At 72.5% G+C, this 14752-nt stretch carries 14 protein-coding genes; 9 read left to right on the top strand and 5 right to left on the bottom strand.

Annotated features, from left to right (window positions below):
• Positions 1-15: 15 nt before the first annotated feature.
• Positions 16-1806, top strand: coding sequence for a SulP family inorganic anion transporter (locus GPJ59_RS04735; RefSeq protein ID WP_219665094.1), 1791 nt, complete (start codon positions 16-18; stop codon positions 1804-1806).
• Between the two features lie 98 nt (positions 1807-1904).
• Entirely contained in the window at positions 1905-3668 is a 1764-nt protein-coding gene (locus GPJ59_RS04730) for an alpha/beta hydrolase (RefSeq protein ID WP_219665093.1), read from the top strand.
• 65 nt (positions 3669-3733) lie between these two features.
• Here GPJ59_RS04730 and GPJ59_RS04725 read toward each other — a convergent pair whose 3' ends face one another.
• On the bottom strand, positions 3734-4405 hold the full coding sequence (locus GPJ59_RS04725) for a CPBP family intramembrane glutamic endopeptidase (RefSeq protein WP_308120134.1): 672 nt from the start codon (positions 4403-4405) through the stop codon (positions 3734-3736).
• 160 nt (positions 4406-4565) lie between these two features.
• Positions 4566-5936 (bottom strand): FAD-binding oxidoreductase, encoded by a 1371-nt coding sequence (locus GPJ59_RS04720; protein ID WP_219665091.1) that lies wholly within the window; start codon positions 5934-5936, stop codon positions 4566-4568.
• 183 nt (positions 5937-6119) lie between these two features.
• Here GPJ59_RS04720 and GPJ59_RS04715 point away from each other — a divergent pair, with 183 nt between their 5' ends.
• The 4 genes from GPJ59_RS04715 to GPJ59_RS04700 all read left to right on the top strand — a co-directional run bounded on the left by GPJ59_RS04715 (position 6120) and on the right by GPJ59_RS04700 (position 10025).
• A complete protein-coding gene (locus GPJ59_RS04715; RefSeq protein ID WP_219665090.1) occupies positions 6120-6797 on the top strand; it encodes a winged helix-turn-helix transcriptional regulator in 678 nt (225 codons plus the stop codon).
• A gap of 163 nt (positions 6798-6960) precedes the next feature.
• Entirely contained in the window at positions 6961-8124 is a 1164-nt protein-coding gene (locus GPJ59_RS04710; RefSeq protein ID WP_219665089.1) for an RNA-guided endonuclease InsQ/TnpB family protein, read from the top strand.
• Positions 8125-8265: 141 nt separating this feature from the next.
• Complete coding sequence (locus tag GPJ59_RS04705; RefSeq protein WP_219665088.1) at positions 8266-9453, top strand: ABC transporter substrate-binding protein; 1188 nt, start codon at positions 8266-8268, stop codon at positions 9451-9453.
• Positions 9454-9518: 65 nt separating this feature from the next.
• A complete protein-coding gene (locus tag GPJ59_RS04700) occupies positions 9519-10025 on the top strand; it encodes a GNAT family N-acetyltransferase (RefSeq protein ID WP_219665087.1) in 507 nt (168 codons plus the stop codon).
• Between the two features lie 88 nt (positions 10026-10113).
• Here GPJ59_RS04700 and GPJ59_RS04695 read toward each other — a convergent pair whose 3' ends face one another.
• Together GPJ59_RS04695 and GPJ59_RS04690 are read right to left on the bottom strand one after the other, a co-directional pair.
• Positions 10114-10497 (bottom strand): hypothetical protein, encoded by a 384-nt coding sequence (locus tag GPJ59_RS04695; RefSeq protein ID WP_219665086.1) that lies wholly within the window; start codon positions 10495-10497, stop codon positions 10114-10116.
• Between the two features lie 84 nt (positions 10498-10581).
• Complete coding sequence (locus tag GPJ59_RS04690; protein WP_219665085.1) at positions 10582-11034, bottom strand: hypothetical protein; 453 nt, start codon at positions 11032-11034, stop codon at positions 10582-10584.
• Between the two features lie 89 nt (positions 11035-11123).
• On the opposite strand from GPJ59_RS04690, the gene GPJ59_RS04685 reads away from it, so the two are divergent.
• The 3 genes from GPJ59_RS04685 (at position 11124) to GPJ59_RS04675 (ending at position 12996) form a co-directional block, all read left to right on the top strand.
• Positions 11124-11813 carry a helix-turn-helix transcriptional regulator gene (locus tag GPJ59_RS04685; RefSeq protein WP_219665084.1) on the top strand — a complete coding sequence of 230 codons (690 nt, stop codon included), beginning with the start codon at positions 11124-11126 and terminating at the stop codon, positions 11811-11813.
• Positions 11814-11936: 123 nt separating this feature from the next.
• Entirely contained in the window at positions 11937-12479 is a 543-nt protein-coding gene (locus GPJ59_RS04680; RefSeq protein WP_219665083.1) for a hypothetical protein, read from the top strand.
• A gap of 55 nt (positions 12480-12534) precedes the next feature.
• Positions 12535-12996, top strand: coding sequence for a VOC family protein (locus GPJ59_RS04675; RefSeq protein ID WP_219665082.1), 462 nt, complete (start codon positions 12535-12537; stop codon positions 12994-12996).
• Positions 12997-13043: 47 nt separating this feature from the next.
• Here GPJ59_RS04675 and GPJ59_RS04670 read toward each other — a convergent pair.
• Positions 13044-14752, bottom strand: a 1709-nt coding sequence (locus GPJ59_RS04670; RefSeq protein WP_258023876.1) for an alpha/beta hydrolase family protein, incomplete at its 5' end; no start/stop codon positions are given.

The raw sequence follows: 14752 nt of genomic DNA, 5'->3' as shown, positions 1-14752 counted from the left end.
GGGGAGGGACCGCCCGTGACGACGCGGCGCAGCGGCCACGGGCCCGTCTCCCGGCTCCGGGCCGTGCCCGGCGTGCGCGCGGTGTCGTCCTACCGGCGCGAGTGGCTGGTCAAGGACGTGGTCGCGGGAGTCGTGCTGACCACGCTGCTGGTGCCGCAGGGCATGGCGTACGCCGAACTGGCGGGCCTGCCGCCGATCACCGGGCTGTACACGACGGTCCTCTGCCTGCTCGGCTACGCGGTGTGCGGGCCGTCCCGGATCCTGGTGCTGGGCCCGGACTCCTCGCTGGGGCCGATGATCGCCGCGACCGTGCTGCCGCTGGTGGCGGCCGGCGGGGATCCCGGCCGGGCGGTCGCCCTGGCGTCCGTGCTCGCGCTCATGGTGGCGGCCATCATGATCCTGGCCTCGGTGGCCAAGCTCGGCTTCATCGCCGACCTGGTCTCGAAGCCGACGATGATCGGCTACATGAACGGCCTGGCCCTGACGATCCTGATCGGCCAGTTGCCCAAGCTGCTCGGCTTCTCGGTGGACGCGGACAATCTGATCGGTGAGTGCGCCGGCCTGGTACGCAAGATCGCCGAGGGCGCGGTGGTGCCGGCGGCCGCCGCGGTCGGCGTGGGCGGGATCGTCCTGCTCCTGGTCCTGCAGCGGTTCGTCCCGAAGGTCCCCGCGGTGCTCGTCATGGTGGTCCTGGCGATCGCCGCGGCCGTCGTGTTCGACCTGGGCGAGCGCGGTGTCGGCCTGGTCGGGGTGCTGCCCGAGGGCTTCCCGCCGTTCACGATCCCGCAGGTGGGGCTCTCCGACCTCGCGCCGCTGTTCGCCGGCGCGCTGGGCATCGCCCTGGTGTCGCTGGCCGACACGATCTCCAACGCGTCGGCGTTCGCGGCCCGCACCGGGCAGAAGGTCCACGGGAACGGGGAGATGGCCGGGGTGGGCGCGGCCAATCTGGCGGCCGCCCTCTTCCAGGGCTTCCCGGTCAGCACGAGCGGGTCCCGCACGGCGGTGGCACAGCGTGCGGGGGCCAGGACGCAGCTCACAGGTGTCGTCGGAGCGGCGCTCATCGTCGTGATGCTCCTGCTGGCCCCCGGCCTGTTCCGCAACCTCCCCCAGCCGGCCCTCGCCGCCGTGGTCATCACCGCGTCGCTGTCGCTGGCCGACATTCCGGGGACGGTACGGCTGTGGCGGCAGCGCCGGGCGGAGTTCCTGCTGTGCTTCGCGGCCTTCGCCGGCGTGGCCCTGCTCGGTGTGCTCCCCGGGATCGCCATCGCCGTGGCCCTCTCCGTACTCAACGTCTTCCGGCGCGCCTGGTGGCCGTACAACACCGTGCTGGGCCGGGTGCCGGGCCTGGAGGGCTACCACGACGTACGGTCCTACCCGCGCGCCGGGCAGCTGCCGGGCCTGGTGATCTACCGGTTCGACGCCCCGCTCATCTTCGCCAACGCCAGGACCTTCCGCGACGAGGTCAGGCGGCTGGCCGACGCCGACCCGCGGCCGGCTTGGATCGTCGTCGCGGCCGAGCCCATGACCGATGTGGACACCACGGCCGCCGACATGCTGGCGGAGCTGGACGAGACGCTCAACGCGGAGGGCGTGCACCTGGTGTTCGCCGAGCTCAAGGACCCCGTGCGGCGCAAGGTGGAGCGGTACGAGCTCACCCGCACCATCGACGCCGGCCACTTCTTCCCCACGCTGGAGGCCGCCGTCACCGCATTCCGCCTGCACACCGGAGCGGAGTGGAAGGCGCCCACCGACGGGAGCAGCGGAAGCACCGGGAGTACCGGGAGTACCGGTATCACCGGGAGCTGACCGGCGGCCGGGCCGGAGGGCGCCTCCGCATTTGGCCTGCCGGCAGCTCGGATGGCGGCGGCGGCCGGGCCCTGGGACCATGGCCCCGGAGGCGAGCCATGACGTACGATCCGCAGGATTCTGCTTCCGAAGAGCCACCGGCTTCCGAAGGGCCGCCGGCTTCCGAACGGCCGCCGGCGCGTGGCGACGCCGCCCCGGCGGACCGTGCGGAGCCGTCCGCCGCCTCCGGCCGGCGCCGGCGACTGCTCCACCTCTCGCTGCCGGGCTGCTGGGGCGCGCTCGTCCTGGCGTGTCTGTCCTTCACGCCGTCGCTGCTGCCTCGCGGCGGCGTCCTCCAAGGACTGATCGCGGGCATCAGTGCGGCGATCGGGTACGGACTCGGTGTCGTGGCGGCCTACGTGTGGCGCGCGTTCGCCGACCGGGAGGCGCGGACCGCCTCACGCAGGTCGTGGCTGGTCCTCGTGGTCTCGGCGATCGTGCTGTTCGGGCTCGCGTTCGGGCTCGGGCAGTACTGGCAGCACAGGATCCGCGGGCTCATGGGGGTCACCGACTACAGCGCCCTCGCCACCGTCGCCTGCCCGTTCGTCGCCGTGCTCGTCTTCTGGCTCCTGCTGCTGGTCGGGCGGGGACTGCGGGGCCTGTACCGCTGGGCCGCCCGCCTGCTCGACCGGTGGATCGGCCGGCGCGCGGCGCGGGCGGTCGGCTGGATCGCGGTCGCGGCGCTGGCGTGGGCCGCGTTCACCGGGGTGCTGCTGCAGGGCTTCGTGAACGCGGCCAACGAGGCCTTCTCGCTGCGGGACACGCAGACACCGGAAGGCGTGCAGCGTCCCACCTCGGACCTGCGCTCCGGCGGGCCCGATTCCCTCGTGCCGTGGGACTCGCTGGGCCGGGAGGGCCGGGCCTTCGCCGCCGGCGGGCCGTCGGCCCAGGACATCGGTGCGTTCACCCACCGCACGGCACAGGAGCCCGTGCGGGCCTACGCCGGCCTGACGACGGCGGACGACGCGGAGACCCGGGCCGCCCGAGCCGTCGCGGACCTCGAGCGGGCGGGCGGCTTCGAACGCGAGAACCTGCTGGTGATGACCACGACGGGGAGCGGCTGGGTCGATCCCGCCGCGGTGGACACCTTCGAGTACCTCGGCAACGGCGACTCGGCCACCGTGGCGATGCAGTACTCGTACCTGCCGTCGTGGCTGTCCTATCTCGTCGACCAGGCCAAGGCGCGCGAGGCCGGCCGTGAACTCTTCGACGCCGTCTACGAGACCTGGTCCCAGCTGCCCCCGGACACCCGTCCACGGCTGTTCGTGGCGGGTGAGAGCCTGGGGTCGTTCGGTGGTGAGACGGCGTTCAGCGGGGAGTACGACCTGCGCAACCGCACCGCCGGCACGCTGTTCGCCGGTCCGCCCAACTTCAACACCCTGTTCCGCGAGTTCAGCGACCAGCGCGACGCGGGAAGCCCCGAGATCGAGCCCGTCTACAAGGAGGGGCGGACCGTCCGGTTCACCGGCGACCCGGCCACCGGAGCGCCTCCGCAGGAGCGTCCGTGGGACGGCACTCGCGTGCTCTACCTCATGAACCCCTCCGACCCGATCGTCTGGTGGAGCCCGAGCCTGGTGCTCGACGAACCCGACTGGATCGGCGAGGCGCCCGGCGACGACGTGCTGGAGACGATGTTCTGGATCCCCTTCGTGACCTTCTGGCAGATCACCGCCGACCTGCCGTTCTCCACGGGCGTACCGGACGGCCACGGCCACACGTACAAGGTCTCGTACGTCGACGGCTGGAACGCCGTCATGCGGCCCGCCGGGGTCACGCCGCAGGACCTGGACCGGCTGAAGGACATCGTCCGGCCGGACCAGTGAGCCCGTGCGACGGGGGGGGGCAGCGCGACGGAGGCAGCGCGACGGGGACAGCACGCGGGTGGTGGTCAGCGCAGCAGGAAGCCGACGACGTAGCCGAACGCGTTGACCGCCCAGTGCAGGCCCATGGGAGCCAGCAGGCTGCCGCTGCGGCGGCGTAGCTCGCAGAACAGCACGCCCGCTCCCGCCGTGAACAGCACGGCCGCCCCGACCGCCGCGGCGGCGCCGAGCCGGGAGTCGCCGAAGACCGGGGACAGGGCGGGCTTCGCGGTCGCCAGGTGCAGTGACGGCAGGACGTGCCAGAGGCCGAACAACACGCTCGACACACCGGTCGCCCACGCCGCCCCGCGGGCCCGGAGCACCAGCCCGTAGAGCACGCCGCGGAAGGCGGTCTCCTCCAGCAGGACCGTGCCGAGGGGGACCAGCACGAGGACACGGAGCATCAGCTCGCCCCCGTCCATCCCGCTGTAGCGCCGGTCCTCGAACAGGAGCCTGGTGGCCGGGAGCAGGGCTGCGGCCAGGTAGACGACCCCGACCAGTGCGATCAGGGCCAGCGCCCACCGGGCACCGCGGGCCAGCGTGCCGGGCGCGAGGCCCGCGTCCGCCAGGGTGCCGCCGGCCCACCGGAGTACGCCGAGCAGTACGACGCAGGCCACGGCTGCCGTCACCAGGCCGGGCAGGCCCGTCCAGCGGTGCACGGCCAGATTGGCGGCCACCAGGACGGCCACGGTGAGTCCCACGGCCGCCGAGGTGCCGATCCGCCGTCGGCCTCGGCTCCGCGGGTCGGGTCCCATCGGCAGTTCCCCTGCTCCCTTCACCGGCCGGCAGTTCTCGTCACCCCTCGGGCCCACGCTAGCCGCCCCCTTCCCGGGGCGCCCGGCGGCGTACGGGCGCTGCCGCTCAGCCGGGGAGGATGTTCTTGTTGTGGTGGAAGGCGTTGTCGGGGTCGTACTTGGCCTTCACCTCCCCCAGGCGGCGGTGGACCTGCCCGCCGTACGCCTGGCGGACGCGGTCGGCGCCGTCGTCGGAGTCGAGGAAGTTGACGTAGACGCCCTCGGCGCTGTGCGGCCGGAGGGCGTGCAGGAAGCGGCGCGCCCACTCGGTCTCCGGCGCGGCCCGCTCGCCGGATTCCCCGGGGAGCCACACGGCGTCGATGACGATGTGGTGGGCCACGTCACGACCGGCGTAGGCGGTGGCTTCGCGGGGGACGCGGGCGACGGCGCCTCCCAGGTGGAACAAGGACGCGTACGAGAGGGGTGAGCCGGCGCGGTAGGCGTGGTCGGCGATGACGGCGATGGCCGCGTCGGAGAGGCCGTCGAGGCCGGCGGCCTTCCAGTAGTAGTGCCAGCCATGGGGGACGGTGTCGTCCAGGGCGCCCTGAAAGGCGGCGTACGGCGTCGGTGCGAGCAGGTCCACCAGCGGCGTGCCGAACCGGCGCAGGGCGCGGACCGCCCGCTCGCCGTCCTCGACGGCGCCGGCGTAGCAGCAGACGACGGCGACGGCCGGCCGCCCGTGCAGTTCCCCGGGGACGACCGGCAGCGGGGGGACGGTGCCGAGCCGGACGACGCTGCCCAGCTCGTCGGGGGCTTCGGCGGCGAAGGACCGGTAGAAGCGCAGTACGTCGGTGGTGTCCTCGGCCGCCCAGAAGACCGGTCCGGCCAGCACGGTCGGGCCGACCGGGTGCAGGGCGAACCGGAAGGAGGTGACGACGCCGAAGTTGCCTCCGCCCCCGCGCAGTGCCCAGAACAGTTCGGGGTGCTCGTCGGCGGACGCCCGGACGATGCTGCCGTCGGCGGTGACCACCTCGGCGGCGAGCAGGTTGTCCACGGCGAGCCCGTGCTTGCGCATGAGGAAGCCGATGCCGCCGCCGAGGGTGAGTCCGCCGACACCGGTGTGGCCCACGATGCCGCCCGTGGTGGCCAGACCGTAGGCCTGTGTCTCGTGGTCGACGTCGCCCCACAGCGCCCCGCCCGACACCTGGGCCGTACGGCCGGCGGGGTCCACCCACACGGCCCGCATGTCCGAGAGGTCGATGACGATCCCGTCGTCGCAGACCGCGGTGCCGGCCACGTTGTGGCCCCCGCCCCGCACGGCGATCTCCAGGTCGTGCTCGCGGGCGAAGCGCACCGCCGCGGCCGCGTCGGCTGTGCCGCCGCAGCGGGCGACGATCCGCGGGTGCCGGTCGACGGCGCCGTTCCACACGGCTCGGGCCGTGTCGTAGTCGGCGTCGCCGGCGGTGATCAGCCGGCCCCGGAAGCCGTCGATGTCCATGACGGTCACCTCCTTGCCCCTCCGCTCCTTGCCCCCTCCGTTCCTTGCTCCCCTCCGCTCCTTGCTCCCCTCCGTTCCTTGCCCCTCCCGTCTCCACAGCACCATGGCAGCACCGCGGGTCGTGGCGGTGAAGTCAACAATCTGGACTTTCCACCCGATGGTCACCCGCGTCACACTGGGATCGTGCGGACCTACGGCCAGTACTGCCCGATCGCCCGTGGTGCCGAGATCTTCGCCGAGCGCTGGACGCCGGTGATCATCCGCAACCTGCACCTGGGCTGCGGAAGCTTTGGCGAGATCCTGGACGGCGCGCCCGGGCTGTCCCGTACGCTGCTCTCGCAGCGGCTGAAGCAGCTCGAACGGCTCGGCATCGTCGAGTCGGCGCCCAAGGACGACGGACGCGGACACCACTACACGCTCACGCCTGCGGGTGACGACCTGTTCAAGGTGTGCGTGTCGCTCGGCGAGTGGGGTGCGGCCTGGCTGGAGATCGCCCCCGCGCACCTGGACCCGTACGTGGCTCTGTGGTCGATGTGCAACGCACTGCGCCGGGACCGGCTCCCGGACCGGCGCGTCGTCATCAGCTTCGACTTCACCCGCGGCCGGCACCACGACCGCTACTGGCTGCTGATCGACCGCGGCGAGACCGAGATCTGCCGGACGTATCCCGGCGTCGACGAAGACCTCTACATCACCGCGGAGGCCGAGGCCTTCGTCAAATGGCACGCCGGCCAGCTGACCTGGGCCGAAGCCACCCGGGAGGGCCGTATCCGGCTCCACGGCCCCTCGTGGCTCGTCCGGGCCTTCCCCACCTGGAACGCGCGCAGCGCGTTCGCCCACGTCAGACCGGTCTTCACCTGATTTCTCCCAGGAAGCCCGGGGGCTTCAGCCCCGGGTGGGGGTACCTCCCGCTTGCGGGGGAGAATGGGTCCTTGGGTGGGAGGTGCGAAGCGCCGGAGTCCGCTGCGCATCTGTTGGTACCTCAACTTGATTCCCCGTCACCATCTCTACTAGCGTGTTCTGCGTGAAGATTGTCGTGCAGGTGAAGTTGTTGCCTGCGTCCGCTCATGACGCGGACGCACTGGCAGCGACTCTGCGTGCCTGCAACCGGGCCGCGAACGCGGCCTCGGAGGTGGCGTTCACCCGAGACCTCAAGCGGCGCAACGTGCTGCAAGAGGCCGTCTACCACCGCATCAAGGCCGACTTCGACCTCGGGGCCCAGCCGGCGGTGCGGGTGGTGAAGAAGGTGTGCGACGCGTACGCCACGCTGAAGGCGAACATCAAGGCCGGGAACCTCGGCCGGGAAGGCGCCAAGCGCCGGGTCCGGGCGGAGTCCAAGCCGGTCGTCTTCCGCGAGGATTCGGCGCAGCCGTACGACGACCGCATCCTGACGTGGAACCTGGACGCCCGGACTGTGTCGATCTGGACCGTGGCCGGACGCCTGAAGGGCATCCCGTTCGTCTGCTCCCCGCAGGCACTGAAGCTGCTGGCGTCCCGCAAGGGCGAATCCGATCTGGTGATGCGCGACGGCATGTTCTTCCTGGTCGCCACCATCGACATCCCCGAGCCGCCCCTGTCCGAGCCCACCGGGTTCCTCGGCGTGGACCTCGGCATCGTCAACATCGCCACCACCAGCGACGGAGAAGTCCTCGCCGGACGCGGCCTAAACCGCTACCGCAAGCGGGACCGTGACCTGCGGGCCAAGCTCCAGAAGAAGCGCACCAAGTCCGCCAAGCGGGTCTTGAAGCGCATCCGCCGCCGGGAAGCCCGGCACGCGGCGAACACCAACCACATCATCGCCAAGCGAATCGTCGCCACCGCTGAACGCACCTCCCGGGGGATCGGACTGGAAGACCTGTCCGGCATCCGGCAGAGGGTCACGGCCAGGAAAGACCAGCGGGCACGACTGCACTCCTGGGCCTTCGCCCAGCTCGGCGCGTTCATCGCCTACAAAGCACAGCGGGCGGGTGTGCCCGTGGTCCACGTGGACCCCCGCAACACCTCCCGCCAGTGCTCCGAGTGCTGGCACACCCACCGCACCAACCGGGTGGATCAAGCCCGGTTCGTCTGCCGGTCCTGCGGGACCGTGATGCACGCGGACCACAACGGCTCCCGCAACATCGCCCACCGGGCCGATGCTGTGTGGAAGCGGGGCGCAGTCAACCGCCCCAGAACCAGCGCAAGCTAGTTCCGGACGCAGGGGACCACGCGGCAGCCAGTCGCGCTCCACTTGCAATCACGGCCTCTCGCGGATCGGGTGACAAGCTCGGTCCTTCAGGGCCGAGAAGTTGACATAATCGGTTGCCTGTCGTCGACGGTGGTGGATGCAATGTCCGGCATGGTCATCCAGGCACGCCCGCCACGGCGGGACGAGACGACGGCGCACTCCCCGATCGGAGCGGATCGGACTGACGGACCGTCCGTCCGGATCGGCGCCCTCGCTCCGCTGAGTCGGCCCGGCTGGGCCGAGGCGGGCCGGCACCTGCTCGCCGGGCTCGAGTTGGCGGCTCACGAGGTCAACGACGCCGGTGGGATCGCCGGAAGACCGCTGGAGCTGGTGGTCCGCGACACCGCGGCCGATCCGCAGCGGGCCGCTGCGGCGGTGGACGAACTGGCCCGCCTCGGCGTGGCCGCGCTGGCCGGGGAGTTCCACAGCGTCGTCGCCCGCGCCGCCGCCACCCGGGCCGACGCCCTGGGCCTGCCGTTCCTCGTGTCGTCAGCGGTTCTCGACACGCTCACCGAGAAGCCGACGGAACGGGTCGCGCGCCTCGCCCCGCCGCAGTCCCGCGGCTGGCAGATCTACGCGGACTTCCTCCTCGGCGCGGGCCACCGTCGCATCGCCGTAGCAGCCGAGCCGAGTGTCTACTGGGCGTCCGGGACCCGCATCCTGCGGGACCGCCTCGCTGCACGCGGCGCGACCGTCGTCGAGCTCGACATGGGCACGCTCACCGCTGCGGCCGTGTGCAACGAACTCGTCGCCCGTCGTGCGACGGTCCTCCTCCTGCTGGTCGGCCACCCGGAACCGGCAGTGCCGATCGTCCGGTCCGTCCGCGGCGACCGGCGCCTCGCCGAGGTCGTGATCGGTGCTCCGGCCGGACAGCCGGAGTTCGCCGAATGGGCGGCGCTGCTGGGCGACGACGGCGCCGCGATACCGTTCCTGCGCTATCTGCCCGAGCGCCTCGGTCCACTCGGTGCACGCGTCGGGACGGCACTGCGCGAGCGGCTGGCCGAAGCGCCGTCCTTCGTCGCCTTCGAGGGCTACGACACGATCGCCGTCCTCGCCGATGTGCTGCGGTCTCTGCCTTCCCTGACTTCCCTGCGTTCCGACGGCGCGGACCCGGACCGGGCGGGCATTGCCGCATCGTGGCCGCGGGTCGCGGTCGAGGGCACGCGCGGGGAGATCCGGTTCTCCCGCACGCCGGGCATCGGCGTGTGGCAATGGGCCGGGGCGCCGATCCAGGTCGTCGACCGGGACCCGGCGGCTCCCGATCGCTTCCGCGTCCTTCACACCGGCTGAGCCCGCCGGGCGTTGCGGGAAAAACCCCGTACGCCCGGAGCCGCCTGCTCGCCTAGGGTGGCGCGATGACGCACGTACGGGAGATGAGTGAGGCGGACATCGAGGCCGTCTCGACGATCCGTGTCCGAGGTTGGCAGGCGGCGTACGCGGGTATCGTTCCCGGGACCTACCTGGACGCGATGACGGTCGAGGACGACGCCGATCAGCGACGGCAGCGGTTCTTCCGGTCCGGCCGACGGTCGACGGACCTCGTGGCATCCGGCGACCACGGCCCCGTCGGGTGGATCTGCTACGGACCTGGGACCCCGGGCGCGGAACGGGTCGGCGAGGTCTACGCCCTGTACGTTCTGCCCGAGCTGATCGGGCAGGGCGTCGGCCGGCTGCTGCTCGGCGAGGCTCATGCCCGTATGAAGGGGCAGGGTTTCGGGACGTCGGTGTTGTGGGTCCTCAGCGACAACCGACGTGCCCGACGCTTCTACGAACGAGCCGGCTACCAGGCCGACGGCACGACCCAGAACGACGTCTACGACGGCATCACACTCCCTGAACTCCGTTACCAGCGTGCGCTATGACGGCGAGGGCGAGGCCTCACCACCGGCCGCTGTCTTCGTACCGGTCCCGGTCGGCGGCGGAAGCTGGGGGTGTTTCGCTCTCCGCGTCCTAAGGAAGGACGATCAGCGCGACGAGTGCCGCGACCGCGACGGGCGTGAGCGCCGTGAACCAGGCGCCGGGTCGGTTGTCGCGGTCCGCGAAAGGCGCGACCAGCATCAGCAGGGCCGCCGGCAGGAAGACGAACATGCCGATGATCGTGCCGATCAGCGCCCAGGCCAGCAGGCAGAGCCCGATGGCGAAACAGGTTCGCGTACACGCCTTCGGATTCTCCCGCATCGGCAGCGGTGTGATGGTCACCAACGCGGTGAACAGGAAGAACCCGCCCAGTAACGGGGCGAGTACCAACCCCAGGGCCGTCGCGACCCCTGCCGCCACGACCGCCGACACCATCAACGCCCACTGCAGAGTGGAAACTCTCCGGCCTTCCTCCACCTTGCCCCTCCCCTAACTTGAACGCGTTCAACTGAACGCGTTCAAGTTAGCACTGCGGGGTGCACCTGCGCCAGGTTTCCGGGATCAGCCGCGCACCGCCTCGGAGGCGTCTTCGTCGTGGTAGTGCTGGGCGAGTCGGGCCAGGGCGACGGCGCCGAGGAGGAGGCCGAAGTCGCGCAGTGCGATGTCGTAGTAGCCGGGGACGGTCAGCAGGTTGACGATGATGCCCGCGAGCCAGCCGGCCACGAGCCAGCCGCCGAAGCGCGGGGCAAGGGCCACGACGATGCCGGCGACGATCTCGATCACGCCGACCACGTACATGGCGGACTGGGCGCTGCCGGGGACGATGTCGTCGATCCAAGGCGCGAGGTAGGTCGGCCAGTCGACGAGCAGGTTGGCGAACTTGTCGAGGCCGAACAGGATCGGGGCCACCGTGAAGCCGGTCCGCAGGATCAGGAACGCCTGGCGTCCCGGGTCGGAGAGCCCGACGCGTCCGCGGGTGGCGGGGGCGGGAGCGGGGGCGGGTGTGGTCGCCATGACACCCTCCTTCTAAAAATAGGGTTCATTGACAATAGAAACTCCGGTCGGCGTCTTTCGTCAAGAGTCGTTGGTTTTACACTGGGCCCGTGGACCAGTCGAAGGACCCGTCACGGGAACAGGACGCCTTGCGCGCGGACGTCTCCGCCGTTGCGGCACTCGACGAGCCGACGCGCTGGCGGCTCTACGCCCACGTGGCCCGCCAGCCGGAGCCCGTCAGCCGGGACGAGGCCGCCGAGGCACTCGGCCTGGCGCGGCAGACCGCCGCGTTCCACTTGGACCGCCTCGCCGAGGAATCGCTGCTCGACGTCGTCTACGAGCGGCGCACCGGACGCACGGGACCGGGGGCCGGCCGGCCGGCCAAGCTCTACCGGCGCGCGGCCAGGGACATCGCGGTCAGCCTGCCCGACCGGCGCTACGAGCTGGCCGCCGGGCTGCTCGCGCAGGCCGTCGAGGAAGCCGGGGAGACCGGGGAGCCGGTCGCCGCCGTGCTGCACCGCAAGGCCGAGGAACGGGGCCAACAGCTGGGCAGGCAGGCCACGGCAGGAATCTTCGAGGTGCTGGAGCGCGGCGGCTTCGAGCCCCGGCGTGAGGACGGGGCCATCGCGCTGGCGAACTGCCCCTTCCATGCCCTGGCCCGGCAGCACACCCGGACCGTGTGCGGGATGAACCTCCACCTGCTCGAAGGCGTCCTCGCCGGGCTCGGCGAGGACCGCCTCGTGGCACGCCTGGCACCCGAGCCCGGGCGGTGCTGCGTCCGCCTCGAACCGGCCGCCTGAACCACCGGACACGCCCTCAGGGCCGCAGGATCCCGTTGACCTCGGCGGCCGCGGCCGGCCCGAAGGCGCGCGCGGGCGGCCGGCCCTGGAGGACGTACGGGGGCGGTGGCTCATACTTCCGCCATGAACATGCCTCGACTTCCGCTGTTCTGTGCGGTCCTGCTCGTCGGGACCACGCTGAGCGGCTGCTCCCTCCTCTCCCTGGCCGAGAGCTGCGAAGGCACCGAAGCGGCCGTGACCGAGCTGGCGCAACTGCCCATTCTGGACGTGCGCCCGCCGCGGGCCACGCCCGTCGACGGTGGGGAGGCGCTCGGGGCCCACTGCGTCGACGACACCGCCGGCGCCTGGTTGCAGGCGGGGCGGCTGTACGCGTACGAGGGGAGCCGCACGGAGGTGCTGGAGTACTACGGCCGGCAGGCGCCGGCAGCGGGATGGCGACCGGTGGACGATCTCGACCTGGGGCCGGACGGCCGGCGCGCCGTCTTCTGCTTCGAGTCCGCCACGCAGCCGAGCGTCACGCTCGGCTTCCCGTCACCGCGACAACTGCGTGAGTTCTACGGGGTGGACCCGGGGCCGGGAGCCGACGGAACGGGGCCCCGGACCTGGTACATATTGTCCGCCGAGGCCACCCCCGACGGCTCCCGCATGAGCTGCACGGGCAGCTAGGCACGGCCGTACTGCGACGCCCCGTACCCGGACGTCATCCTGAACGGAGCAACCGATGAGCCGCCACGTCCAGATCACCTTCGACGCCCACGACCCGCGAGCGCTGTCGTCCTTCTGGCGCGACGTACTGGGCTACGTCCACCCCGGCCCGCCCGGGGTCGACGTGCCCGAGAACGCGGACCCGCTGGCCGCGTGGGACGACTTCCTCACGCGGATCGGCGTACCGGAGGAGGAGCACAACTCGCGGGCGGCCATCGAGGACCCGGAAGGGCACGGCCCACGGCTCTTCTTCCAGCAGGTGCCCGAGGACAAGGTCGCCAAGAACCGGGTCCACCTCGACGTCCGGGCGGCACCCGGGCTCCAGGGAGCGGAGCGGATGGCGGCGCTGGAGGCCGAGTGCGACCGGCTCGTCGCACTCGGCGCGACCCGGGTGCGCCGCCACGAGCCCGCTCCCCCAATGAGCACGGGCTTCATCGTCATGACCGATCCCGAGGGCAACGAGTTCTGCCTGGACTGACCTCGCCGGGCGGCAGCGCGGCGTCCGTCGGTTCGGCGGACCGGCCGTCACTGGCGGGGCTGCGCGGCCGTGTCGGGGACGAGGTACTGCTCCAGCCAGTCGGCGGCCGCCCTCCGGTAGAGGCGGCGGTTGTCCGCCCGCAGGAACTCGTGGCCCTCGTCGCGCAGCGTCAGCAGCTCCGCCGGCACGCCGCGCTCCCGTGCGGCCCGGACGAACTGCTCCGACTCCGTCGGGGGCACGTTGGTGTCGTGCTCGCCGTGGACGGCCAGCACGGGGGCGCGCAGCCGGTCGATGCGGCTCATCGGGGACAGGGCGTGCAGCAGTTCCCGGTCGCGCTCGGGATGGCCGTACTTGGCGGCGGCCGACTGGGCGATCCACGGCTCGGTGCCGGCGAAGAAGGTGGCGAAGTCCGACATGCCGCAGACGGCGACGCCGGTACGGAAGAGGTCCGGGTGCCAGACCAGCGAGGCCATGGTGAGGTAGCCGCCGTACGAGCGGCCCATGACCGCCAGCCGCAGCGGGTCGGCGTAGCCGAGCGTGACGACGTGGGCGGCGCAGTCCGCGACGTCGTCGATGGCCGCGAAGCGGCCCGTGCCGAGGTCGGCGTCCACGAAGGACCTCCCCCAGCCCGACGAGCCGCGCACGTCCGGGGCGAACACGTCCAGGCCGCGGCCGAGGAGTTCGTGGTAGAGCGGGCTGAACACGGGCCGCTCCTGCTCCTCCGGGCCGCCGTGGAGGTGGATCACGCAGGCGGCCGGCCGGCCGGGGTCGCGTTCCGGTGCCCGGTAGTACCAGCCGCCGAGCCGCAGCCCGTCCCGGGCGCGACAGCGCAGGGGAACGGGGCGTACGGGGGGCCGGCCGGGCGGCCGCGCCTCCTCGTCGCTCGCCGACCAGCCGGTGCGCTCTGGCGCGAAGCCGCCGCCGGTGAGGTCCCAGATGCCGGGCCTGCGGCGGGAGCCGGCCAGGGCCGCGAAGAGTCCGCCGCGGCGCACGGGGGCCATGCGGGTGACCACCTCGTGCGGCAGCGTGGACCGGCTGCGCGGTCCGACCCCGCCGTCGGAGTCGGTGGCCGGCAGGCCGACGCTCTCCAGCTCGCTCGCACCGTGCACGTTCCAGGCCAGCAGGGCCCACCGGCCGTGGTCGGGAAGGCTCAGCAGGTCGAGGGGGTCCTCCTCGCGCTCCGCGGCCACGGACAGCTCCTGCAGCGCGCCGTCCTCGTCCAGGCGGGCCCTGAAGAGGGCGGCGAATTCGCGGTCCGCGTCGCTGCGCAGCCACAGGACCCGCGAGTCGGCGGAGAGCCGGCCGATCCAGGGGTCGCCGTCGGCGACCGGGAGGCGGAAGGTGACGCGGCCCGAGACCGTGTCCAGCAGGAGGGCCTCGCGGCGGCCGCGCGGTCCGCGCCGCAGCAGCGCGAACCGGCCGTCGGCGCCGATGTCGCACACGCGCAGGGAGGCCGCGCCCGCTTCGCGGAAGAGCATGACGGGGGCCCGGGCGCCGTCCGGGTCGATGAGGTAGGCGGCCAGTCCTTCGTCCTTGGCCGCCCCTGCGGCGGGGGGAGCTTCCAGGACGAGCGGGGGCCCCACGGCAGCCGGTGCCCCCACCGCGGCCGGGGCTCCCAGCGCGGCCGGTGCCCCCAGTGCGGCCGGGGCTCCCAGGACGGTCGGGGCACCGAGGACGGCCGGGCCCCCCAGGACGGCAGGGGCTCCCGGGACGGCGGGCGCGCCCACGACGGCCGGAGCACCCAGGACTGCCGGGG

Source organism: Streptomyces bambusae (genome assembly GCF_019400985.1).
Taxonomy (GTDB): domain Bacteria; phylum Actinomycetota; class Actinomycetes; order Streptomycetales; family Streptomycetaceae; genus Streptomyces; species Streptomyces bambusae_A.
This window is presented reverse-complemented; position numbering and strand designations above follow the sequence as displayed.